Source organism: Brevundimonas sp. (genome assembly GCF_031412435.1).
Taxonomy (GTDB): Bacteria; Pseudomonadota; Alphaproteobacteria; order Caulobacterales; family Caulobacteraceae; genus Brevundimonas.
Genome location: NZ_JANODA010000015.1, coordinates 1 through 18811 on the forward strand (window position 1 = coordinate 1; position 18811 = coordinate 18811).

23 protein-coding genes and 2 riboswitches are annotated in these 18811 nt (G+C 66.4%); of the genes, 9 read left to right on the top strand and 14 right to left on the bottom strand.

Annotation, left to right across the window (positions count from 1 at the left end; all coding sequences use genetic code 11):
- The 5 genes from RMO01_RS03020 to RMO01_RS03040 form a co-directional block, all read right to left on the bottom strand.
- On the bottom strand, window positions 1–575 hold a 575-nt coding region (locus tag RMO01_RS03020), incomplete at its 3' end, for a GTP-binding protein (protein WP_309627573.1).
- Window positions 576–725: 150 nt separating this feature from the next.
- On the bottom strand, window positions 726–1199 hold the full coding sequence (gene rpsG / locus RMO01_RS03025; protein WP_309627574.1) for a 30S ribosomal protein S7: 474 nt from the start codon (window positions 1197–1199) through the stop codon (window positions 726–728).
- 69 nt (window positions 1200–1268) lie between these two features.
- Window positions 1269–1643, bottom strand: a complete 375-nt coding sequence (gene rpsL / locus RMO01_RS03030; RefSeq protein WP_013269204.1) for a 30S ribosomal protein S12 — start codon at window positions 1641–1643, stop codon at window positions 1269–1271.
- 274 nt (window positions 1644–1917) lie between these two features.
- A complete protein-coding gene (locus tag RMO01_RS03035) occupies window positions 1918–2214 on the bottom strand; it encodes a hypothetical protein (protein ID WP_309627575.1) in 297 nt (98 codons plus the stop codon).
- Between the two features lie 12 nt (window positions 2215–2226).
- Window positions 2227–2802: a hypothetical protein gene (locus tag RMO01_RS03040; protein WP_309627576.1), complete on the bottom strand. Its 576-nt coding sequence runs from the start codon at window positions 2800–2802 to the stop codon at window positions 2227–2229.
- 110 nt (window positions 2803–2912) lie between these two features.
- On the opposite strand from RMO01_RS03040, the gene rpmG reads away from it, so the two are divergent.
- Window positions 2913–3080 (top strand): 50S ribosomal protein L33, encoded by a 168-nt coding sequence (rpmG, locus tag RMO01_RS03045; protein ID WP_003164451.1) that lies wholly within the window; start codon window positions 2913–2915, stop codon window positions 3078–3080.
- A 64-nt stretch (window positions 3081–3144) separates the two neighbouring features.
- On the opposite strand, the gene RMO01_RS03050 is transcribed toward rpmG, so the two are convergent.
- Both RMO01_RS03050 and RMO01_RS03055 read right to left on the bottom strand, forming a co-directional pair.
- Window positions 3145–4509 (bottom strand): PleD family two-component system response regulator, encoded by a 1365-nt coding sequence (locus RMO01_RS03050; protein ID WP_309627577.1) that lies wholly within the window; start codon window positions 4507–4509, stop codon window positions 3145–3147.
- Window positions 4510–4516: 7 nt separating this feature from the next.
- Window positions 4517–4900: a response regulator gene (locus tag RMO01_RS03055; protein ID WP_309627578.1), complete on the bottom strand. Its 384-nt coding sequence runs from the start codon at window positions 4898–4900 to the stop codon at window positions 4517–4519.
- 124 nt (window positions 4901–5024) lie between these two features.
- On the opposite strand from RMO01_RS03055, the gene RMO01_RS03060 reads away from it, so the two are divergent.
- From RMO01_RS03060 to RMO01_RS03090, 7 genes are all read left to right on the top strand, one after another.
- The gene (locus RMO01_RS03060; RefSeq protein WP_309627579.1) at window positions 5025–6284 is read left to right on the top strand and encodes a DNA polymerase IV; all 1260 of its coding nucleotides are present in this window, start codon (window positions 5025–5027) and stop codon (window positions 6282–6284) included.
- Window positions 6285–6327: 43 nt separating this feature from the next.
- Window positions 6328–7068, top strand: coding sequence for a polysaccharide deacetylase family protein (locus RMO01_RS03065; RefSeq protein WP_309627580.1), 741 nt, complete (start codon window positions 6328–6330; stop codon window positions 7066–7068).
- Window positions 7069–7715: 647 nt separating this feature from the next.
- On the top strand, window positions 7716–8075 hold the full coding sequence (locus RMO01_RS03070) for an AtpZ/AtpI family protein (protein ID WP_309627581.1): 360 nt from the start codon (window positions 7716–7718) through the stop codon (window positions 8073–8075).
- 8 nt (window positions 8076–8083) lie between these two features.
- Window positions 8084–8860: a F0F1 ATP synthase subunit A gene (locus RMO01_RS03075; RefSeq protein ID WP_309627582.1), complete on the top strand. Its 777-nt coding sequence runs from the start codon at window positions 8084–8086 to the stop codon at window positions 8858–8860.
- A gap of 56 nt (window positions 8861–8916) precedes the next feature.
- Entirely contained in the window at window positions 8917–9141 is a 225-nt protein-coding gene (locus tag RMO01_RS03080) for a F0F1 ATP synthase subunit C (RefSeq protein ID WP_269516148.1), read from the top strand.
- Window positions 9142–9219: 78 nt separating this feature from the next.
- The gene (locus RMO01_RS03085; protein ID WP_309627583.1) at window positions 9220–9801 is read left to right on the top strand and encodes a hypothetical protein; all 582 of its coding nucleotides are present in this window, start codon (window positions 9220–9222) and stop codon (window positions 9799–9801) included.
- On the top strand, window positions 9801–10313 hold the full coding sequence (locus RMO01_RS03090; RefSeq protein ID WP_309627584.1) for a F0F1 ATP synthase subunit B: 513 nt from the start codon (window positions 9801–9803) through the stop codon (window positions 10311–10313). The genes RMO01_RS03085 and RMO01_RS03090 overlap by 1 nt, the downstream gene beginning before the upstream one ends.
- Before the next feature lie 71 nt (window positions 10314–10384).
- On the opposite strand, the gene RMO01_RS03095 is transcribed toward RMO01_RS03090, so the two are convergent.
- Entirely contained in the window at window positions 10385–10858 is a 474-nt protein-coding gene (locus RMO01_RS03095; protein ID WP_309627585.1) for a DUF6789 family protein, read from the bottom strand.
- Window positions 10859–10980: 122 nt separating this feature from the next.
- Window positions 10981–11913, bottom strand: coding sequence for an SDR family oxidoreductase (locus tag RMO01_RS03100; RefSeq protein ID WP_309627586.1), 933 nt, complete (start codon window positions 11911–11913; stop codon window positions 10981–10983).
- A gap of 72 nt (window positions 11914–11985) precedes the next feature.
- Between RMO01_RS03100 and RMO01_RS03105 the strand changes: the two genes are divergently transcribed.
- On the top strand, window positions 11986–12579 hold the full coding sequence (locus RMO01_RS03105) for a TetR family transcriptional regulator (RefSeq protein ID WP_309627587.1): 594 nt from the start codon (window positions 11986–11988) through the stop codon (window positions 12577–12579).
- 6 nt (window positions 12580–12585) lie between these two features.
- On the opposite strand, the gene gcvPB is transcribed toward RMO01_RS03105, so the two are convergent.
- The 5 genes from gcvPB to RMO01_RS03130 all read right to left on the bottom strand — a co-directional run.
- The gene (gene gcvPB, locus RMO01_RS03110) at window positions 12586–14163 is read right to left on the bottom strand and encodes an aminomethyl-transferring glycine dehydrogenase subunit GcvPB (protein ID WP_309627588.1); all 1578 of its coding nucleotides are present in this window, start codon (window positions 14161–14163) and stop codon (window positions 12586–12588) included.
- A gap of 2 nt (window positions 14164–14165) precedes the next feature.
- Window positions 14166–15512 carry an aminomethyl-transferring glycine dehydrogenase subunit GcvPA gene (gene gcvPA / locus RMO01_RS03115; protein ID WP_309627589.1) on the bottom strand — a complete coding sequence of 449 codons (1347 nt, stop codon included), beginning with the start codon at window positions 15510–15512 and terminating at the stop codon, window positions 14166–14168.
- A gap of 222 nt (window positions 15513–15734) precedes the next feature.
- Window positions 15735–16100 (bottom strand): glycine cleavage system protein GcvH, encoded by a 366-nt coding sequence (gene gcvH, locus RMO01_RS03120; protein WP_309627590.1) that lies wholly within the window; start codon window positions 16098–16100, stop codon window positions 15735–15737.
- Window positions 16101–16143: 43 nt separating this feature from the next.
- Window positions 16144–17259 carry a glycine cleavage system aminomethyltransferase GcvT gene (gcvT, locus tag RMO01_RS03125; RefSeq protein ID WP_309627591.1) on the bottom strand — a complete coding sequence of 372 codons (1116 nt, stop codon included), beginning with the start codon at window positions 17257–17259 and terminating at the stop codon, window positions 16144–16146.
- A gap of 60 nt (window positions 17260–17319) precedes the next feature.
- A riboswitch (glycine riboswitch) is annotated at window positions 17320–17419 on the bottom strand.
- A gap of 4 nt (window positions 17420–17423) precedes the next feature.
- A riboswitch (glycine riboswitch) is annotated at window positions 17424–17531 on the bottom strand.
- A 296-nt stretch (window positions 17532–17827) separates the two neighbouring features.
- The coding region (locus RMO01_RS03130; protein WP_309627592.1) for an adenosine deaminase at window positions 17828–18811 on the bottom strand (984 nt) is incomplete at its 5' end.

Here is an 18811-nt window from a genome sequence, read left to right on the forward strand (position 1 = left end):
CCCAGGGCGTCGTTGTCCCAGACCACGGCATTCATGGCGACGATGTCGACCAGGCCCGACAGGGTGTTTTCCGAACCGATCGGGAACTGGATCGGCACGGCCTTGGCACCCAGGCGGTCGCGGATCGACTGGACCGAGGCGTCGAAGTCGGCGCCGATCTTGTCCATCTTGTTGACGAACACGATGCGCGGGACGCGGTACTTGTCGGCCTGGCGCCAGACGGTCTCGGTCTGGGGCTCCACGCCGGCGTTGCCGTCGAGCACGGTCACGGCACCATCGAGCACGCGCAGCGAACGCTCGACTTCAATCGTGAAGTCCACGTGGCCGGGGGTGTCGATGATGTTGAGGCGTTTTTCTTTCCAGTAGGCCGTGGTCGCAGCCGAGGTGATCGTGATCCCCCGCTCCTGCTCCTGGTCCATCCAGTCCATGGTCGCGGCGCCGTCGTGGACTTCGCCGATCTTATGGTTCTTGCCGGTGTAGTACAGGATCCGCTCGGTCGTCGTCGTCTTGCCCGCATCGATGTGGGCCATGATTCCGAAGTTGCGGTAGTCCTCGAGCGCGTGTGTGCGGGCCATGAAAGCGTGCCTTGAAAGTATGTTCAGGACGCGGTCCGCGTCCTCGGGAGATCGTCGATGTGGCGGATAAGCGAGCGCGGGCGATTTATCTCAAACCGCCCGCGCCGGATAGTCTCTAGATAGGCTCGTTAGTGGGCGGTTTTAAGACGCCTACCAGCGGTAGTGGCTGAAGGCGCGGTTGGCTTCGGCCATCTTGTGGGTGTCTTCACGCTTCTTGACCGCGGTGCCGCGGTTGTTCGAGGCGTCCAGCAGCACGGCGGCCAGTTTTTCGGTCATGGTGTTCTCACCACGCTTGCGCGCAGCGTTCACCAGCCAGCGGATGGCCAGGGCGCGGCGACGATCGGGGCGAACCTCGACCGGAACCTGGTAGGTGGCGCCGCCGACGCGACGCGAACGGACTTCGACCGACGGCTGGACGTTTTCCAGGGCGGTGTGGAAGGTCTGGACCGGCTCGAAGTCCTTCTTCTTGTCGGCGAGGATTTCGAACGCACCGTAGACGATGTTTTCGGCGACGGCCTTTTTGCCCTCGTACATGACGTAGTTCATGAACTTGGTGACGGTCAGATCCTTGTACTTGGGATCCGGCAGGACTTCGCGTTTCTGGGCGCGGTGACGACGTGACATGCGGTTGGCCTTCTAGTTCGGTTTCGGAGGGCCAGGCTGCGCTGGCCGAATTCGGTGAGAGCGGGTCGCTTACTTCGGACGCTTGGTGCCGTAGTGCGAACGGCGCTGCTTGCGGTCCTTCACGCCTTGCGTGTCGAGCACGCCGCGCAGGATGTGGTAGCGGACGCCGGGCAAGTCCTTCACGCGGCCGCCGCGGATCAGGACCACCGAGTGCTCCTGAAGATTGTGGCCCTCGCCGGGGATGTAGCACACGGCTTCATAGCCGGACTTGGCCAGACGGACCTTGGCGACCTTACGCAGAGCCGAGTTCGGCTTCTTCGGGGTCGTCGTGTAGACGCGGGTGCAAACGCCGCGGCGCTGGGGCGAACCCTCCAGGGCCGGCACCTTGTTGCGCACGGGCTTGGGCTTGCGGGGCTTGCGGATCAGCTGGTTGATCGTAGGCATCGGTAGAACAGTCTCGACTTCTGATGGAGGCGTGTGCCTGTCGGCCGGGGCGCCTCGGTTTCCTTCTTTTGAACAGGCCCCCTCCAGTGAGGAAAGCGGCCTGCCCGGGGTCGTTCGAGACCAGATGCGAGACCGCCAAACGAAAAAACCGGAACGCGCGCTTTGGGCGTTCCGGCGGGCACAGCCCGTCCGTTCAATTGTCACGATCAGGATGGGCCCCGGATAAGGACCCGCCTCGAAAGTCCGGCGCGTTTACGCGTGAGGGGGCCTCAGGTCAAGGCCGGGGCTCGGGAACGGCCGGCCTCTGCACGCCCCGGACGACGAAGTTGATCCGTCCGGACGCCGGCGGCTCGCGCATCGTCGCCTCGGACAGGCGCGTCCCCTCCGCCGACCGCGCTGCGGCCGCTCCGTAACCTTCATTCGGCGGGCTCTCGGAAACGACCAGGCAGTTCGACAGCAGACCGTCCGCAGCGACGCCGCAGTTCAGGTTGACCAGGCCGCCGCCCGCACAGCCCGACAGGCCTGCGCCCAGCAGGGCGATCGACGCCAGACGCCCGAGGTTCATACGCATCGTCAGCCCTCCCTAGTCCGTTACCGGTTTCGTCAAATCGAACTCTACCCGAAAGTGCCGGTTCGCGCGACGCAGCTCATAGGCGAACATCCGGCCCGGATGGACCTCGACCGCCCAGACATTGGTGGTCGAGACTGCGGCGCCGCCCGCGATGAACTGGTCGATGGACTCCTGGTCCACGGGAAACTCCTGGCGCGAGGCCGTGCCCGGCCCGGCGCTGTCGCCGCCGTACATGTGATAACCGTGGATGACGCCCTCGGGATCGCGGTGATCATGCTTCAGGCGAAGGCCCGCCCCGGTCCGCGTCACGATCCAGCGGCGCGAGCGGTCCTCACCCACGGCGAACGGGATGCCGACCTCCGTGGGCGAACAGTCGCGCACATGCATCACCAGCCGACTGTTGGCGAAGTCGGCGTCGGCGGCGTCGGTCGTCACCACCCGGCCTTCGAACCTCTGTCCGCAGAGGGCGTTCAGCCGGGTCATGAAGACATCCTGCGGACCGGACGACGAGCTCGCGGTGGCGCATCCGGAAAGCATGACTGCGGCTGCGACGATCAGGGCGGATTTCACGCGGCGAGCGTCGCTCACCTCGACAACATTCTCAAGGCGCCAAGACGCCCGTTGACTTCGCGACTTCCCTGAGTATGTTCCGCGCCTCTCATTTTACGGCTCAACCGCCGTCGCAAAGGTAATTTCCGATGGCAAAGCCCGCCTCCATCAAGATCCGCCTGAACTCCACGGCTGACACCGGCTTCTTCTACGTCACCAAGAAGAACGCCCGTACGATGACCGAGAAGATGGTCGTCAAGAAGTACGACCCGGTCGTGCGCAAGCACGTCGAGTTCAAGGAAGGCAAGATCAAGTAAGCCTTGATCCCACGCTGACTCTGAAGCGCCCGGTCGGAAACGACCGGGCGTTTTGCTGTAAGGCCTACGCCGCCCGGGCGATGACGCGGTCGCGCCCCGTGGCCTTGGCCTCGTAGACGCCTTCGTCCGCCCGCTTCAGCAGGGCGTCGGGCGTATCGTCCGCCCCCAGCGACGCGGCCACCCCGATGGAGATGGTCACCGTAAGGTGCTCCTGCCCGTTCATCACCCGGAACGGCGTCGAGCCGACGTCGCGGCGGATGCGTTCGGCGATGCGGTGGGCGTCTTCCAGCTTCGTACCCGGCATGACGACGACGAACTCCTCGCCCCCCAGCCGGCACGGCAGGTCGACGGCGCGGACGTTGGTGGCCAGGCGCACGGCGAACTCGCGCAGCACCTCGTCGCCCGCGTCGTGGCCGAAGCCGTCGTTGACCTTCTTGAAGTGGTCGATGTCCAGCACCAGCACCGACACGGGCTCGCCGCCCTGGGCCGCCCGAGTGACAAACGCTTGAAGCTGCCCGGCCATGTAGCGCCGGTTATGAAGTCCGGTCAGGGCGTCGGTGACGGCCATCTCCAGACTGTAGTCCAGCTTCTCCTTGAGGAAGTCGGTGTAGCGCTTCCTCCGGATCTGGGTCCGGGCCCGCGCCGCCAGTTCCTCCGGGTCCACAGGCTTCATCAGGATGTCGTTGACGCCCAGCTCCAGCGCCTTGACCAGCCTGGGTCGGTCCGACGGATCCACCACGGCCAGAATGGGCAGATGCCGCGTCGGCTCGGCCGACCGCACCTGGGCAATCAGACGCAGGCCGTCGAACTCCGCCGCCGCCACATTGATGATCATCAGGTCGATCGCTCCCCGGGACGCGACCAGCCCGTCGCCTGCGTCGGTCTCGATCGAGGGGCGATGCTCGCGCGTCAGTTCCTGGGCGATCTTCTCGGCCTGGCGCGCATTGTCGTCGACGATCAGGACCCGGCCGCCCGAGCCCCTCAGCCGCCCGGCCCCGTCTGTCGTGACCCCCAGGCGCCGTCCGCTCTCTTCCCGCTCGCGCAGCTCGTCCATGACCAGCTTCAGCCGGGTCAGCGACCGCACGCGGGCGAACAGGATCACGTCGTCCAGCGGCTTGGTCACGAAGTCGTCGGCCCCCGCCTCCAGCCCCTTGATCCGGTCCTCGCGCCCGTCCAGCGCCGTCACCAGCACGACAGGGATATGATTGGTGATCGGATCGGCCTTCAACCGGCGGCAGGTCTCGAACCCGTCCATCCCGGGCATCATGACGTCCAGCAGGATGATGTCGGGCTGTTCCGCCGCCGCCGCCGTCAGCGCCGTCGCCCCGTCCTGGCACGTCAGGACGTCATAGTATTCAAGCGTCAGCTTCGCCTCGAGCAGGCGGACATTGGCCTCGACGTCGTCGACCACAAGAATACGCGCGGTCATTGGAAAGCTACCCCACCGTTACTGGCTGGTTCAGATGTTTCTTCACCGTTTCCAGGAAATGCATCACCGAGATCGGCTTGGAGATATAGGCCTCGCAGCCGCCCTGCCGGATCCGCTCCTCGTCGCCCTTCATGGCGAAGGCCGTCACCGCGATGATCGGAATGTGGGCCAGTTCCTCGTCGTCCTTGAGCCATTTGGTCACCTCCAGCCCCGAGATCTCGGGCAGCTGGATGTCCATCAGGATCAGGTCGGGCATGTGCTGGCGCGCCATGGCCATCGCCTGCATCCCCTCGCGGGTCTGCAGGATCTGATAGCCCTGCGAGTCGAGCAGATCATGAAACAGCTTCATGTTCAGCTCGTTATCCTCGACGATGAGGACTTTCTTGGACATCTTCACCCGGTCTGGCCGCCTCGACTGACGCGCACATTGCGCTCGGAGGCTTTTCGCCCTCTTCGATTGGGATCATGCCGATCCAGTCTTAAGTTGGCGTGAAGTCGGGAATTCAAGCTTCACCATGAAGGCCATCTGTCGTGAATGCCTGTGGACCGGGGAGGACGTCGTTCGGCGCTGTCCGTCCTGCGGCTCCCCGCGCGTCGTCTGCGATCCCGAGCTGGACCAGCTGTCGATCGCCCATCTGGACTGCGACGCCTTCTACGCCTCGGTGGAGAAGCGGGACCGCCCCGAACTCCGCGACCGGCCCGTCATCGTCGGCGGCGGCGTGCGCGGCGTGGTCTCCACCTGCTGCTATATCGCCCGCCAGTCTGGCGTTCACTCCGCCATGCCGATGTTCAAGGCGCTGAAGGCCTGTCCCGACGCCGTCGTCCTCAAACCGGACTTCTCGAAATACGTCCCTGAATCGGAACGCATCTTCCGGTTCGTCGGAGAGCTGACGCCCCTGGTCCAGACCCTGTCCCTCGACGAGGCCTGGATCGACCTCTCTGGCACCGAACGCCTCAACGGCGGCCCGCCCGCGCTGCAGCTCATCCGCCTGCAGAAGCGGATCGAGGACGAGACCGGCCTGTCGGTGTCCATAGGGTTGGCCCCCAACCGCTTCCTCGCCAAGATCGCGTCCGAACTGGACAAGCCGCGCGGCTTCTCCGTCATCGGCGCGGCCAACGCGAAAGGACTGCTGGCGCCGAAGTCCGTCCGCATTTTGCCCGGCGTCGGTCCTGTCTTCGGCAAGACCCTGGTCTCGGACGGTTTCGCGACCGTTGGCCACCTGGCCTCTGCCGATGTCCGCGATCTCGTCAAACGCTATGGCGAGACCGGCCTTCGCCTCCACGACCTCTCCCACGCTCGCGACGCCCGCTCCGTGAACCCCGAGCACGACCGGCGCGGCATGAGCGCCGAGAACACCTTCAACACCGACCTGACGGCACTGGAGGATCTTGAGGCCGAGCTCTGGCCCCTGTGCGAAAAGGTCGCCTCCAAGGCCCGCCGTGACGGCGTCGCCAGCCGCGTCGTCGTCCTCAAACTGCGCCGCACGGACTTCAAGATCGTGACCCGGCGTAAAACCCTGCCCGATCCGGTCCAGACCGCCCGCGCCCTGTTCGCCATCGGCCGCGAGCTTCTCGCCCCCGAGCTCGGCCGCCCCTACCGCCTGATCGGCATCGGCCTGGCCGACATCCAGGACGCGGAAGACATGCCCGAAGGCCTGTTCGCCTCCCCCGAACGCCGCACCCTCAAGACCGAGACCACCATCGACGCCCTGCGCCAGAAATTCGGTGCCTCCGCCGTGGTGGCGGGCCGGGCGCTGAAGCCGAAACCGCGCTGAGGCCGTTCAACCGCCCTTAAGCCCCCGCGTGCATCCTCGCCCCATGTCCGCATTCCTCGACAAGATGCGCCGCCGGGGCGGTCGTTATCTCGGCGTCAGATCCGCACCGGTCCGACCCGAGCGCGGCGTCTTCAGCCTGTCGTTCGACGATATTCCCGTGACCGCCTGGACCGAGGCCGGGCCGATCCTCGAAGAACACGGCGTGACAGCCACCTACTATGTCGCCGGCGGCCTGTCGGGCGGCCAGAACCTGGGCCTGCCCCAGTTCACGACCGATCACCTCCAGGCCCTGTTCGGCGCCGGCCACGAGGTCGGCTGCCACACCTTCGGCCATACCAGCGCGCTCGCGGTCTCCCCCGCCGACTACGCCGCCGACCTGGACAGGAACGCCGCATGGGTCGCCGAACGGCTGGCCGGCCATGTCATGACCACCTTCGCCTGGCCCTACGGAGACGTCTCCGTCGGCGCCAAGGCCGTCGTCGCCGACCGGTTCAAACTCGCCCGAGGCGTCCGCGACGGCGTCAACGCCGGCTCGGCCGACCGTGCCAACCTCCAGGCGATCGGCCTCGAAAGCCGCCGCCTCCCCGGCTACGACCTTGAGGCCCTGATGGCCGGGACCGCCGCGCGCACGGGCTGGCTCGTCGCCTACGGCCACGACGTCATGGACGGCCCCACCCCCTACGGCTGCACCCCCGACGACCTCGACCACGTGATCCGGTTGGCGAAGGCGGCCGGGCTGGAGATCCTGCCGGTGGGTCAGGCCTGGGAGCGGATGGCGACCTGACCTCCCTATCCCAGAGGGATGAGGACTCGCTTGCTCACCCCTTCCTTTCGTCATTCCGGGCAAAGCGCAGCGGAGACCCGGAACAAGGCGGCGCCGTAGCGAAGCGAAGGCGATGGTTCAGCGACCGCATGCGCGACAGGTTCACGCTCTCGCGCGCCGCCTCGTTCCGGGTCTGCGGCGCTACGCGCCTCCGCCCGGAATGACGAAAGACGGGCCCATACCCATCAACACATCGACCCAGAGCCCCAACGATTTCAACGCCCGGCTCTATCGAGAGCCATTATCGCAGGCGCCCCTCGAAACCGTGCGACAATGCGGCTGGTCTTTGACATCGCCGCTCCAACACCCTCCCGGATGTAGACTCTGTCGACTCTATCGACTCCATTTCTGGAGTCGCACGCCCCGAACGCTTCGGACGCTTCGGACTGTGTTTTGCCGTTCGCCCGCCTTGGCCGCTCCCGCCCGTTCATCCTTCGACCACCAACCTCCCGGCCCCGTCAGACCCGCGACAATTCAACGCCTTACCCCGATCCGGCCGCGCCTTGACCTTCCGCCCCCTCGCCTATAGGTTCCGCGCCGAATTCAGACCCCTGTCGGGGCCCGCAAATTCATGCGTGGTCGGGCGGGGTTCGAAACAAACAAAGCCCATGTCCCTGCCCCCGGAATCGCGCGAAGAGGCGATCAAACGCCTCACCGAAAGCGCATCGTCTCTGGAGGCGCGCACCGCCCGCGAGGTTTCTCACGAAGCGGCGGGTCAGGCAGCGGCCGGTCAGGCGTGGCGGATCATCGCCGACCTGTTCGGCGGTGTGTTCTTGGGTCTGGCGCTCGGCGCCATCGTGGACTGGTATTTCCATACCAATCCCTGGGGTTTGATCGGCGGCGTCCTTCTGGGCTTCGCCGTTTCGGTTTGGATGGCCTGGTCGACGGCGCAACGCCTGATGGCCCAGGCGAAAGCAAGTGGAGTGGAGCCGAAGTCGGTTCCCTTCGACGATGACGAAGAAGACTAAAGGCGCCCATGGCTGATCCGCTTCACCAGTTCCAGATCGTTCCGCTTGTCGATTTCGGCACGGTGACCCTGCCTGTCGTGGGTGAGCAGCAGCTCGCTTTCACGAACTCGCACCTGGCCATGACCATCGCCTTCGGTCTGGTTGTCCTGTTCCTTCAGGTCGTGACCGCCGGAGCAAAGGTCGTTCCGGGCCGCTGGCAGTCCGCCGGCGAGACCATGTTCGGCATGATCGACGGCATCGTCGATTCCATCATCGGCCATGACGGCAGGAAGCTGTTCCCGTTCGTCTTCACCGTCTTCACCTTCATCCTGGCCATGAACTTCATCGGCCTGTTCCTGACCTTCACGGCCACCTCGCAGATCGCCGTCACCGCCACCTTCGGCGTGCTGACCATCCTGCTGGTGCTGGTCATTGGCTTCGCCAAGCACGGCCTGGGCTTCTTCAAGCTGTTCGTGCCGTCGGGCGTGCCGTGGCCGGTCCTGCCCTTCGTGATCATCATCGAGTTCGTCTCGTTCCTCCTGCGCCCGGTCACCCTGACCCTTCGTCTGTTCGGCAACATGATGGGCGGCCACGTCGCCCTGAAGGTCTTCGCCGGCTTCGTGGTCGTGGGTGTCGGCGGCTCGGTCGGCCTCGGCCTCGGTATCCCGATCGCCCTGCTGTCGATGGGCATGACCGTCGGCCTGACCGCGCTGGAGTTCCTGGTGGCCTTCCTTCAGGCCTTCGTCTTCGCCGTTCTGACCTGCATCTACCTCAACGATGTGGTCAACCTGGGCCACGGGCACTAAAGCCCCACCTCAGTTTTCGTCCCTAACCAACCAACCTCAGACTAGGACTAAAGATTATGGAAGCAGAAGCCGCCAAGCTCATCGGCGCCGGCCTCGCAATGACCGGCATGATCGGCGCCGGCATCGGCGTCGGCAACATCTTCGGCTCGTTCCTGACGGGCGCCCTGCGCAACCCGTCGGCCGCCGGCTCGCAAATCGGCAACCTGTTCGTGGGCGCCGCCCTGGCCGAGGCCCTGGGCATCCTGTCCTTCGTTCTGGGCATCCTGATCTACTCGGCCTAAGGCCGCCGCATCCGATCAGGCGCGGCGCCGGTGATCCGGTTGCCGCGCCTTTTCGATTGATTCCAGAACAGACGGACCATGACTGCACACACGCCCGAACTCGTTCCTCACGCGCCCGGCACGGTCGATGTCGCGACAACGCACGCCTCCACCGAAGCCGCTCACGGCGAAGGCGGCGGTCTGCCCCAGTTCGAGTTCCAGCACTGGTTCGGACAGATCGTCTATCTGATCTTCCTGTTCGCCATCCTTTATCTGCTGATCGCCAAGGTCTTCGCCCCGCGCATGCGCCGCGTGTTCGACGAGCGTGAAGCCACCATCTCCACCGCCATCGCCACGGCCCGTCAGGTCCAGGCCGAGGCCGCAGGTCAGGCCGAAGCCGCCAAGGCCGAGGTCGAGAAGGCCCGCGCGGACTCGCGCGCCGCCTCCGTCGCCGCCAAGGCTCGCGTCACCGACGAAGCCAACCGTCGCGCCGCCGAGGAAGAAGCCGTCGTCAACGCCCGCATCGCCGAGGCCGAGACCGCCATCGGCAAGACCCGCGACGCCGCCATGGCCAATGTCGCCACCATCGCCGCCGACACCGCCTCGGCCATCGTCGAGCGCCTGACCGGCAAGGCCCCGACTGCTGCCGAAACCGCCGCCGCCGTGAAGGGCGCCGCCTGATGGAATTCTTCAATCCGCATCTCTACAGCCTCGACAACGCGGAACTCTGGGTCGCTGTCGGCCTGCTGATCTTCATCGGCATCTGCGTCTTCGTCGGCGTGCCGAAACTGGTCGCCGGCCAGCTCGACGCCAAGGGCGCCAAGATCCAGGCCGAGCTCGACGAAGCCCAGCGCCTGCGCGCCGAGGCCGAGGCCCTGTTGGCTGAGATCCGCGCCGAGAAGGCCGCCGCCGAGGCGCAGGCCCGCGACATGCTCGCCGCCGCCGAAGCCGACGCCCGCATCATGGAAGCCGACGCCAAGGTCCGCCTCGAAGAGACCCTGGCCCGTCGTCAGGCCCTGGCGGAACGCCGCATCGCCTCCGCCGAGGTCCAGGCCACGGCCGAGGTCAAGGCCGCCGCCGCCGAGGTCGCCGCCCAGGCCGCCGAGACCATCCTGACCGCCCGCATCGCCGGCGCGAAGACCGACCCCCTGCTCGACGCCGCCATCGCCCAGATCGGCACGCGCCTGAACTAGGCTCCTGGCCTCCGGGCACGCGAAAGGGCGGCGCACCTGACCGGTGCGCCGCCCTTCTCATTTGCGGCCAGTTAGTGGGCCGGGGCGACCCCGTCCATCAGCTTGGCGGCCCGCTTTTCGCGCGCCACCAGCCGGGCGTAGACATTGCCCAGCACGATCCCGAACACGGCGTGGGTGACCAGCATCCAGCCGACCATGCCGAACCCGCCCGAGCCCCGGAAGATCCGCGAATCGCCGAACAGGAACACCATCACCATCAGCACCGCCCAGGCGCCCACAGCGAAGATGATGCCCTTGGTCTCAGGCGTGGCGCCCGGCATCCGGGGACACAGGATCCCGAACAGGCCCCCCAGGATCACCGCCCCGGCGACGAAGTGAGCGATCCACCCCACGGCCAGGTTTCCAGGCATCCCGATCAGGCTGGCCACGAAGAGCGGAAACGGCTCCACCCACGGACCAGCAAACAGGTTCACGGCTTCGAGTAATGAAACGACGACCGTGGCGAACAAGCCTGCGATCATTCCCTTTTTTACGCGTGACATCATAACGACAGCGCCTCCCAACGCGTGTTTCCGTTCCGATAACGCAGGGGGGACTCTACGCCTGTCGCGTCAGGACGCTATTCTGCCACATTCACAACCGCGTGCTTCGCAGTTGCGGAAAGATTTCACCCGAATCGCACCCCCAGCAGGGCCTCGGTCGCCTCCCACAGCCGCGCGGCGGCCGCTTGATCCAGCGCTTGCGGCTCCGGCCTGGCCGGTCCCGGCGGCCCCTTGATCTCCCGCATCCGCGTAACGCCGACATAGGCGCCGCCCTGCACTGCGGGGTCCGTCGCCGCCATCAGGATCGGCAGAGCCCCGCCCGCCGCCGAGTTGCTGAACAACGGTGCGATCGGTGGGAAGAAGACATTCATGACCAGGCGGGCGACAGGCTTCCGCCCCAGGGGCCCTGCCGCGATCAATCCCGTCCGCGCTACCCCGGGATGGGCGGCGATGCTGGTCAGGCCCCAACCGTTCGCCTGGCTCCTGCGATCCAGCTCCAGACCGAACATCAACATCGCCAGCTTGGACTGGGAATAGACCGCCCATGCGTCGTAGCCCCGTTCGGCGTTGAGATCGTCGAAGGCGATCCGACCACGCCGATGGGCGATCGAGGACAAGGACACCACCCGCGCCTGCCCCGCCTTCAGCAACCGCAACAGCCGCGCCGTCAGAGCGAAGTGACCGAGGTAATTGGTCGCCAGCTGCATCTCGAACCCGTCGACCGTCTCCTCTCGCGTGGGCAGGGCCATGACCCCGGCGTTGTTCACCAGGATGTCGATCGGCCGTCCGTCCCACAGCATGCGATCTGCGAAGTCCGCGACCGAGGCCTGGCTGGCCAGATCGAGCTGCTCGAATCGGACGTTGGCGGTCGGGACGGCCCCGCGGATGCGCGCTACGGCCTTATCCCCCTTCACGGGATTGCGGGCGGCGATCAGGACGTCCGCCCCCTTCCGGGCGAGTTCCAGCGCCGTTTCGTATCCTGTCCCGCCCGTCGAGCCGGTCACGATAGCGAGCCTGCCGCTCTGATCCGGTATGTTCCGGGTGGTCCAGTTCACCATGGCGGTTATCCTGCGGGATCAATGGAAGGGCGCTGAGCTGCAATATCTGCACTCAATGCAAATATGCAAGCTATGCAAGACAATTCGCTGCAACCCGGACTGAGAGCGCGCAAGCGGGCGGAGACCCATGCCCGCATCCAGACCGCCGCCTTCAAACTGTTCTCGGAACGCGGCTTTGAGGACGCGACGCTCGACGACATCGCCGCCGCCGCCGACGTCTCGCGCCGGACGCTGTTTCACTATTTCGGCTCCAAGGAGGACATCGTCCTTTCGGCCAAGGCTGACGTCATCGTGCGGATAGAGACTGCGATCGCCGCCCGGCCCGCCGACGAACCTCTGATGGACATGGCGGAGCACGCCCTGACCGAGATGGCGGCGGATTTTCAGGGCGAGGGCCCGCGCACGCTGGCGCGGTTGATCAAGGCTACACCTGCGCTTCAGGCCAGCGATCACGCCAGGTACGACACAATGGAGCGGCGGCTCACGGCCGCCCTCACCAGCCGCAAGGGCCTGGCCGCAGACGACCTTCAGGCCCGGATGGTCGCCATCGCCGCCATTGGCGTGCTGAAAATCTCGACCGAGGCCTGGTTGGCCTCGGTCGATGGCAACGGCCCGGAATTCCACGGCAAGGCGGCCTTCGCCGCCCTGCGCCGAACGCTCAGCTGAGGCGGGTTATTCCGCCGCGATGTTCGTGCCTTCCGGCGCGGTCCAGCGCAGCTTCGGCGACCGGGCCGCACGCGTCTCGTCCAGACGACGCAGGGGCGCATGGAAGGGCGCCCCCTTGAACCGTTCGACCTCTCCGTCCTTGGCCGCCTGCGCCAGCAGACGCAGGGCGTTGATGAACCGGTCCAGCTCGGCCTTGGATTCCGTCTCGGTCGGCTCGATCAGCATGGCCCCGTGCACCACCAGGGGGAAATACATGGTCATCGGGTGGAAGCCCTCGTCGATCATCGCCTTGGCGAAGTCGAGCGTGGTGATGTCCGTGCCCTTCAGCCATTCGTCGTCGAACAGAGCCTCGTGCATGCACGGACCGTCGGGGAAGGCCGCGCTCATCACGTCGGACAGCCGCGCCTTGATGTAGTTGGCGTTCAGCACGGCGTCCTCGGCGACCTGCCGCAGGCCGTCCGAGCCATGGCTCATCATGTAGCTGAGCGCCCGGACGAACATGCCCATCTGGCCGTTGAAGGCGCACATGCGGCCGAAGGCCTGGACCGCCTCGTCCTCCTCGCGCTCCAGCAGCTTGAAGCCCTCCCCGTCGGCGACGACCCAGGGGGCCGGGGCGAACGGGGCCAGGGCCGCCGACAGCACCACCGGCCCGGAGCCCGGACCGCCGCCGCCGTGGGGCGTCGAGAAGGTCTTGTGCAGGTTGATGTGCATGGCGTCGACGCCGAGATCCCCCGGACGAACTCGGCCGACGATGGCGTTGAAGTTGGCCCCGTCGCAGTAGAAATAGGCTCCGGCCTCATGGGTCAGGCGGCTGATCTCGAGGATGTCGCGCTCGAACAGGCCGCAAGTGTTGGGGTTGGTCACCATGATGGCGGCGACGTCGTCGCCCAGCTTGGAGGCCAGGTCGGCCACGTCGACGCGGCCGTCCGCAGTCTGGGCGACCTCGACCACCGTATAGCCGACGAAGGCCGCCGTGGCCGGGTTGGTGCCGTGGGCCGAGGTGGGCACCAGCACCTTGCGACGCTTCTCATGCTGGCCCGAGGCCTCGTGCGCGGCCCGGATGGCCATCAGGCCGCACAGTTCGCCATGGGCTCCTGCTTTCGGGGAGAGCGCCACGGCCGGCATGCCGGTCAGGGTCTTCAGCCAGTGGGCCAGGGTGTCCATCAGCTCCAGCGCGCCCTGAACGGTCGAGACCGGCTGCAGCGGGTGGATGTCGGAGAAGCCCGGCAGGCGCGCCATCTTCTCGTTCAGGCGCGGATTGTGCTTCATCGTGCACGAGCCCAGCGGATACAGGGCCAGGTCGATGGCGTGGTTCTTCTGGGACAGACGCACATAATGGCGCATCGTCTCTGGCTCGCTGAGGCCCGGCAGGCCGATCGGATCGCGCCGGATCAGGTCACCCAGATCGCTGCCGTCCGTTTTCGGTTCCGGCAGGTCGACGCCGGTCTTGCCCCAGCCGTCGCCCTCGAAGATCAGAGCCTCGTCCTGCAACAGGCCGCGCCCGCCCGTCAGGGTCGGATGCTTGTAGTCGTGATCCCCGGCGGTGGGAGCGGTCGGGCGGCCGACGGTGTTCATCGTGCTCATGATCAGGCTCCCAGGATCTTGGTCAGGGACTTGGCGAGGATCTGGATGTCCGCATCCAGCGTGGTTTCGGTCGCGCAGACCAGCAGGACGTCGTCCATGCCGGCCTCGGGGGCCAGCCGGCTGTAGGGCACGCCGGCCAGCACGTGATGCGCCGCCAGCTGGTCCACCACCTCGGCGGCGTTCTTCGGCAGCTTCACAGCGAACTCGTTGAAGAACCGGCCGGTCAGGATCTCGACCCCCGGAATTGCGGCCAGCGCGTCGCGGGTCGCCAGCGCCTTCTCGTGGTTCAGCAGGGCCAGCTTCCGCAGACCCGTCTCGCCCAGCAGGCTCATGTGGATGGTGAAGGCCAGGCTGCACAGGCCGGAGTTGGTGCAGATGTTCGACGTCGCCTTGTCGCGGCGGATATGCTGCTCGCGCGTCGACAGGGTCAGGACGAAGCCGCGCTCGCCGTCGGCGTCCACCGTCTCGCCGCACAGCCGGCCCGGCATCTGGCGGATCAGTTTCTCGCGCGTGGCGAACAGGCCGACATAGGGCCCGCCATAGTTCAGGGCGTTGCCGATCGACTGGCCCTCGGCGGCGACGATGTCGGCCCCCATCTCGCCCGGCGACTTCAACAGGCCCATGGACACAGCCTCGGTGACCACGACGATCAGCAGGGCGCCGGCGGCGTGGGCGGCTTCCGCGATCTTCGTCACATCGGTCGCCGTGCCGAACACGTTCGGGGTCTGGACGACGACACAGGCCGTGTCCGGCCCGATCCGGGCGATGACGTCGGCCTCGGCGTCCACGGCGGCGGCCAGGACCTCGGTCTCGACACCGACGGCATGAACGACGGTCTCGGTCGCCCGGACATAGTGCGGATGCACCCCGCCCGAGATCACGGCCTTGTTCCGGCGCGTCACCCGCGTCGCCATCAGCACGCCCTCGGCCATGGCGGTCGAGCCGTCGTAGAGCGAGGCGTTGGCGACATCCATCCCGGTCAGGTTCGCGACCTGGGTCTGGAACTCATAGAGATACTGCAGCGTGCCCTGAGCGATCTCCGGCTGATAGGGCGTGTAGCTGGTCAGGAACTCCGAGCGCTGGATCACGTGATCCACCGTCGCCGGCACATGGTGGCGATAGGCGCCCGCGCCGCAGAAGAAGGGCACGTCGCCCGCCGCCGCGTTCTTGCCCGCCAGTGTCTTCAACGCCCGCTCGACCTCCAGCTCGCCCATCACTCGGGGCAGGTCGACGAAGCCGTCGCGCTGCGCCGGCTGGGGCACGTCCACGAACAGGTCATCGATGGATTTCACGCCGATGGCGGCGAGCATCGCCGTGCGGTCGTCGGGGGTCAGGGGCAGGTAGCGCATCGTGTGTTCACCTAGCGGCGGGGAGACCTTGTCATCCCGGCCGAAGCGAAGCGGAGAGCCGGGACGGCGTGGGATGATTTTGTATGTCCCGGTCAGCCGCTGGGCTGAACCGGGACAAGGGCGGGACTTCGAGCTTGCCCCGGATGAGCTCCGCTCTCCGGGACCGGGGTCTTATCGGCAGGCATGTCCCGGCTCTCCGCTTCGCTTCGGCCGGGATGACAATCAGAGGGTGGCCAGGAACTCATCGTAGGCGGCGCGGTCCATCAGGCCGTCGATCTGGCCGGCGTCCGACACCTTGATCTTCGCGAACCAGCCTTCGCCTTCGGCGTCGGCATTGACCGTCTCAGGCGCAGTCGCCAGCACGGAATTGCCCTCAATCACCTCGCCCGACACCGGGGCATAGACGTCCGAGGCCGCCTTCACGCTCTCGACGACGGCGAAGCTGTCGCCCTTGCCGACGGTCTTGCCGGCTTCCGGAGTCTCGACGAACACCACATCGCCCAGCTGGTCGGCGGCGTGTCTGGTGATGCCAACGGTGGCGACGTCGCCGTCGAGGCGAACCCACTCGTGATCCTTGGTGAAGTGCATGGTCAGTTCCTTTTTCTCGTCATCCTCCGGCTTGACCGGGGGATCAGGCCTTGGGTTTGCGGTAATAGCGTTGGGCGACGAAGGGCATGTCGATCACCTCGGCGGCGGCGGCCTTGCCGCGCACGATGACCTTCAGTTCCTTGCCGAGCACCGCATGCGCTGGCGGCACATAGCCCATGGCGATGTTGCGACCCAGGGTCGGCGACGGCCCGCCCGAGGTCACCTTCCCGATGACGTTTCCGTCCAGATCGGCGATCTCGGCGCCCTCACGGGCCGGCGCGCCTTCCTTGACGCTCAGACCCACGCGTACCCGCGACGGACCCTCGGCCAGTTCCTTCAGGATGCGCGCGGCGCCGTTGAAGTCGGCGGCGTCCTTGCGCGACTTCGACAGGGCAAAGGTCAACGCCCCCTCGACCGGCGAGGTGCCCGGATCGATGTCATGCCCATGCAGCGGCAGCCCGGCCTCGAGGCGCAGGCTGTCCCGCGCTCCCAGGCCGATCGGCTTGACCCGGCTGTCCTCCAGGATCGTGTTCCACACCCGCTCGGCGTCGGCTGCCGGGACCGAAATCTCGTATCCGTCCTCGCCGGTATAGCCCGAGCGCGACACATAGCAGTCGACCCCGAACAGCATCAGCCGGGCGCAGTCCATGAAGCCGAACTCGGCCAGGACCGGCTCGTGCTTCGCCATGACCTCGGCCGCTTCCGGCCCCTGAATCGCGATCAGGGCGCGGTCGTCCAGCACGGTCAGGGTCGCGTCGCCCGACAGATGCTCGGACCAGAAGGCGAAATCCTCGTCCTTGTTGCCGGCGTTGACGACGACGAACAGGCCGTCGTGATCGGGCTTGCCGGCCATCAGGTCGTCGATGATCCCGCCCTGTTGGTTCAGCAGCAGGCTGTATTTCTGACGCCCGGCCTTCAGCGCCGCATAGTCGCCGGGGACGAACCGCTGGAACTGGTCGATCGCATCGGCGCCGGTGATCTTGCACTGGCCCATGTGCGACACGTCGAACAGGCCGGCGTGCTCGCGCGTCCAGCGGTGCTCGGCCAGGACGCCTTCGTACTGCACCGGCATGTCATAGCCGCCGAACCCGACCATGCGGGCTCCCAACGCGCGGTGCGCGGCGTTCAGGACGGTGGTCTTCAGCGTTTCGTCGGTCATGCGGGTCCAGACTTTCAGGGTCGCGTCTCGAGGCGGAAAGCTCCGCCGTCCTCGCGCCCCCGCTGTCTGTGAAGCCTGAGAGATTCCAACCCCGCCCATCCCTGACGGAATGAGAGGCGTCTTGCTCCGTCGGCGCGATCCGAAGATCGGCTTTCCAGCGTCCGAATGTTCTCGCGGTCCGTTTGCCTGAGCGTTTCCGGGGCGGTTGCGCCTTCGGCTCCGGGTCCGCCCCAAAGCTGGAGTGACGGCCCGATCTCTCCCGCGAGAGCGCGGTCACCAAGGCCCCGACTCCGGCCCCGAGTCAAGCGTGAGCTTGGGAAACGACGACCACCGGCGTCCATGTCGCATCTATTTTCCTATGCGCATCCGAAAATACCGCCACGCCTGGTCCAGAGCCCCGTTCGACCCTGTTTGTTAGCCTTGGTCTCGGGCCGATCTAGAATGGCGGCCACGGTTCGCGGAGAGGGCGAACACGCCCCGTGTCATGCCGTGAGCCCCGCTTTCGCGTGTCATCCCAGCCCCCCAACTTGCACTGTCTTGCACCCGAAATTTCCGGAACAGTGCAAACTCAGCCCGCGTAGGCGTCGACCTCGGCCAGAAGCTTCGCCTTGTCGGCGTCCGGCAGGAATGAGCCTTCGAAGCTGTTCCGCGCCATCTGCGTCACCTGCTCCCGGCTCAGCCCGACGGCCTCGGCCAGCCGACTGTAGTTGGCGTTCACATAGCCGCCGAAATAGGCCGGATCGTCCGAGTTCAGCGTCACATGCAGGCCCCGGCGCAGCATCTCCGGCACAGGGTGGTCCTTCAGATCCGTCACCACGCAGAGCTTCAGATTGGACAGGGGACAGACGGTCAGCGTCATCTGCTCGGCGGCCAGTCGCTGGATCAGACTCTCGTCCTCCATCGACCGGTTGCCGTGGTCCATGCGGTCGATGTGCAGCAGGTCCAGCGCCTCGCGCACATAGGCGGGCGGCCCCTCCTCGCCGGCGTGGGCGCAGAGCTTGAGGCCCAGTTCGCCGGCGGCGGCGAAGACCCGCTCGAATTTGGCGGGCGGGTGGCCGACCTCCGACGAATCCAGACCGACGCCGACGAAATGACGCAGGTACGGCGTCGCCGCCTCCAGTGTGGCAAAGGCCTCCTCCTCGCTCAGATGGCGCAGGAAGCTGAGGATCAGGCCCGAGGTGACGCCCAGTTCGGTCTTCGCCCGTTCCATGCCGGCGATCAGCCCCTCGACCACCACGCCGAAGGGCACGCCCCGGTCAGTATGGGTTTGCGGATCGAAGAAGATTTCGGCGTGCCGGACATTGTCGGCCGCCGCACGCTGGAAATAGGCGAAGGCCAGATCCTCGAAGTCGCGCCGGGTTAGCAGGACGTTGGCCCCGGCGTAGTAGATGTCGAGGAAGTCCTGCAGGTTCGAGAAATCATACGCCGCGCGCACCGCCTCGACGCTGTCGAACGGGATGGCCACGCCGTTGCGCTGGGCCAGTTCGAACATCAGCTCGGGCTCGAGGCTGCCCTCGATATGCAGGTGGAGTTCCGCCTTGGGCAGGCCGGC